Annotated in this window: 1 protein-coding gene; it reads right to left on the minus strand. The window is 67.1% G+C overall.

The features are described from left to right. On the minus strand, positions 1-3,523 hold a 3,523-nt coding region (locus EB084_21845; protein ID NDD30908.1), incomplete at its 3' end, for an amino acid adenylation domain-containing protein. Between the last annotated feature and the right edge of the window lie 16 nt (positions 3,524-3,539).

Consider the following 3,539-nt stretch of genomic DNA (forward strand, 5'->3'; position numbering starts at 1 on the left):
GCTCAACGCGGAACCCTCGAATCTTGACCTGCCGATCGAGGCGGCCCAGGAACTCGAGGGTGCCGTCGTCGCGCCAGCGCGCCCGATCACCGGTGCGGTACAGCCGTGCCTCTCCACACGCCGAGACGAAGCGCTCAGCGGTGAGGTCAGGACGGTTCAGGTAGCCACGCGCCAGGCCATCGCCCGCCGTGCACAGCTCACCAGGCATCCCCACGGGGAGGGGCTGCAGGTGCCGGTCGACGATGTAGACGCGGGTGTTCTCGATGGGGCGTCCGATGGAAATGGTCGAGGCGCTCTCGTCGTCTGACGTCACGGCGTGACAGGTTGTGAACGTGGTGTTCTCGGTCGGACCGTAGCCGTTGATCAGCCGCCCGCCGGCCATTGCCTGGCGTGCCCTGCGAACGTGTTCGGGCGACAGGGTGTCGCCGCCCGCGATCAGCTGGCGCAGGTCCCGCAGGCATCGCGGGTGCGTGTCGACCATCGCGTGGAACAGGCCAGCCGTGAGCCAGAGGGTGGTCACGCCGTATCGGTGCACGGCCTGGGTGATCGCTTGAAGGGAGGGTGTTCCTGGTGGCGTCAGTGCGAGGCGCGCGCCGTTCAGAAGCGCCCCCCAGATCTCGAAGGTGGCCGCGTCGAACGAGACGGGGGCCAGCTGCAGGAACACCTCGTCCGCATCGAGCCGCGCGTAGCGCATTCCCTTCACCAGGCGGATGACGCCCCGATGCTCGATGGCCACGCCTTTGGGGCGTCCGGTCGAGCCGGAGGTGTACATCACGTAGGCGAGAGAGCCGGCGTGAGCACGCGCTTCAATTGCACGATCTCCCTCGTCACCCATCTCGGACGCGTCGTCGAGGTGCAAGACCGGACGCCCCGCAGGAACCCGCGTGGTCAGGTCACGGTGCGCGATCACCAGAACGGGGTCGGCATCGTCGAGTACAAAAGCGATGCGCGCATCGGGGTGGCTGGGGTCAAGTGGAACGTAAGCCCCGCCCGCCCGCACGATGGCCAGCATGGCGACGATCATCTCGAGCGATCGCTCGGTCAGCAGGCCCACCCGTGCCTCCTGCTCCACGCCGCGTGCGCGCAGCATCCTCGCAAGACGGGCTGAGCGCGCATCGAGCTCGCCGTAGGTCATCTCGTGATCATCGAATGTCAGGGCAATGGCCTGTGGGGCCTTTCGCGCCTGCGCGACGAAGAGGTCGCCCAGGCTGCTCTCGCGGGGATAGGTCGATGCGGTGCGATTGAAGTCGATGACCACACGATGGTGTTCCTCGTAAGACATGAGCTGCAGGCGGCTGACGGGCTGCTCCGGGGCAATGACCACCGACGCCAGCAGCGTGGCGTACTGCGCAAGCAATCGCCTGGCGGTGGCATCGGTGAAGAGGTCGGTATCGTACTCGAGGCGGCAGCGAAGTCTGTTTTCGGTCGTCGTGACGGCGAGGTGCAGGTCGAGCTTGGCCACGCCCGTGTCGATCTCGACGGGCGTCGACGTAAGTCCGGGCAGCCGAAGAGAACGCTCCGCTTCATCGGGGAGGTAGCTGAACGCCACCTGCGCCAAAGGGTGCATCCGGACGTCTCTGTCTGAGGCCAGCGCTTCGACCAGCGTCTCGAACGGCACAGTGTTCGCATAGGCGCCGAGTGCTGTGTCTCGCATTTTTCTGAGCAGGTCGGTAAATGTTTTGTCGTTGCTGAAGTCGGCGCGAAACACCACGGTCTCGACGAGAAGTCCGATGAGGTTCTCTGATTCAGGAATCTCTCGGTTCGTCACCGGACACCCCACCATGATATCTTCAGCGTCGGTCCATCGGTGCAGAAGCACCTGGAATGCAGTGAGCAGGGTGAGGAAGGTTGTCGCCCCGTGGGCGCGGCTCAGTGTCGTGATGCGACTTGTCAGTGTCGCGTCGAGCGGGTGGAAGGCCACGTTGCCGCGACGTGAAGGTCGCGCGGGGCGCGCATGGTCGAGGGGGAGATCGAGAACCTGTGGCGCGTCGGCGAGATGGGTGCGCCACCATGCGATTCGTGTCTCGGTCTGCGCGCTGTCGTGAACCTCTCGCTGCCAGGCAGCATAATCGGCGTGCTGGATCGGCATCGGCGGCAGGGTGGGGGCGTCGCCGCCCATGTGCGATGCGTACACCGCGCCCAGCTCATCGACCACGATCTCGGCCGAGCGTGCGTCGAACGCGACGTGATGGAAGACGAGCACCAGCAGGTGCTCCTGGTCTGACATGCGCACCAGGGAAGCGCGCAGCGGCCAGTCTCGGGCGAGATCGAAGGGAACCCGTGCCGCCGTTGTTGCCGCTTCAAGCGCCGCGGCCTCACGTTCGTCCGGCGGTTTCGCGCGCACATCGATGAGGGTCATCGGAAGGGAGGCGGGCGCGCTGATGCGCGCGAACGGCTGCCCCTTCTCCGCGACGAGCGTGGTGCGCAGCACCTCGTGTCTGGCCACCATCGCATCGATCGCGGCCTGCAGCGCGTCGCGCGCGAGTTCGCCGCGCAGGCGCAGTGCCATCGGCACGTTGTACAAGGCCGTCATCGGCTCGATCTGGTCGATGAGCCACATGGCCTGCTGCGCGAACGACAAGGGCAGCGCACGGTCTCGGGAGACGGGCGTGGGGTGGGGGAGAGCGTGCCCTCTTCCCCGTTCCACGGCTGCGGCCAGGCCGACCACCGTGGGGGCCGCCATCAGGTCGGGCATCGCGATGGCCACGCCAAAGGCGTCGCGGATCCTTGCCAGGATGCGCGCAGCCATGAGCGAGTGGCCACCGAGGGTGAAGAAGTCGTCGTGGCGACCGACCCGCTCCACTTCCAGCGCCTCGCACCAGATGAGGGCGAGGGCGCGCTCGATGGGCGTTCGTGGGTTTTCGTGGCCATCGTTGCGCGCTTCGTCGGCCGATGGGGGGGGAAGGGCGGTGCGGTCGATCTTGCCGGAAGGGGTGCGCGGAAGCGATGCCACGATTGCGAAACCCGACGGGACTGCGGCGTCTGGCAGTCTGTGCTTCAAGAACGCGCGCAGCTCGGCTGCAGTGACGTTGGCGTCGGTGGCCACGTGAGCCACCAGGCGACGATGGCCGGATGGTTCGAGGGGGGTGGTGACGGCGGCTTCACGTACCGCAGGGTGTCGTTCGAGAGCGGTCTCCACCTCTTCAGGCTCGATGCGGACCCCGCGGATCTTCACCTGCCGGTCGAGGCGACCGCAGTAGGCGAGCATGCCATCGGCAAGCCAGCGCGCCCGGTCGCCGGTGCGGTAGAGGCGGCCGGGTCCGAACGGGTTCGGGATGAAGCGCTCCGCGGTGAGGCCGGGGCGGCGGAGATACCCTCGCGCGAGGCAGGATCCGCCCACGTGCAGCTCCCCTGGGAAGCCCACGGGGGGGGGCTGCCCATATCGGTCGAGCACGCAGGCCCACACGTGGGGCAGGGGAGGGCCGATGGGGCAGTCGCGGTGATCGTCCCACGTATCCGGCACATCAAACCAGGTGACGGCCACGGTTGCCTCGGTGGGCCCATACGTGTTGATGAGGCGCACCGCTTGTGGTGTGAGG

This window comes from Pseudomonadota bacterium (assembly GCA_010028905.1).
Taxonomy (GTDB): Bacteria; Vulcanimicrobiota; Xenobia; order RGZZ01; family RGZZ01; genus RGZZ01.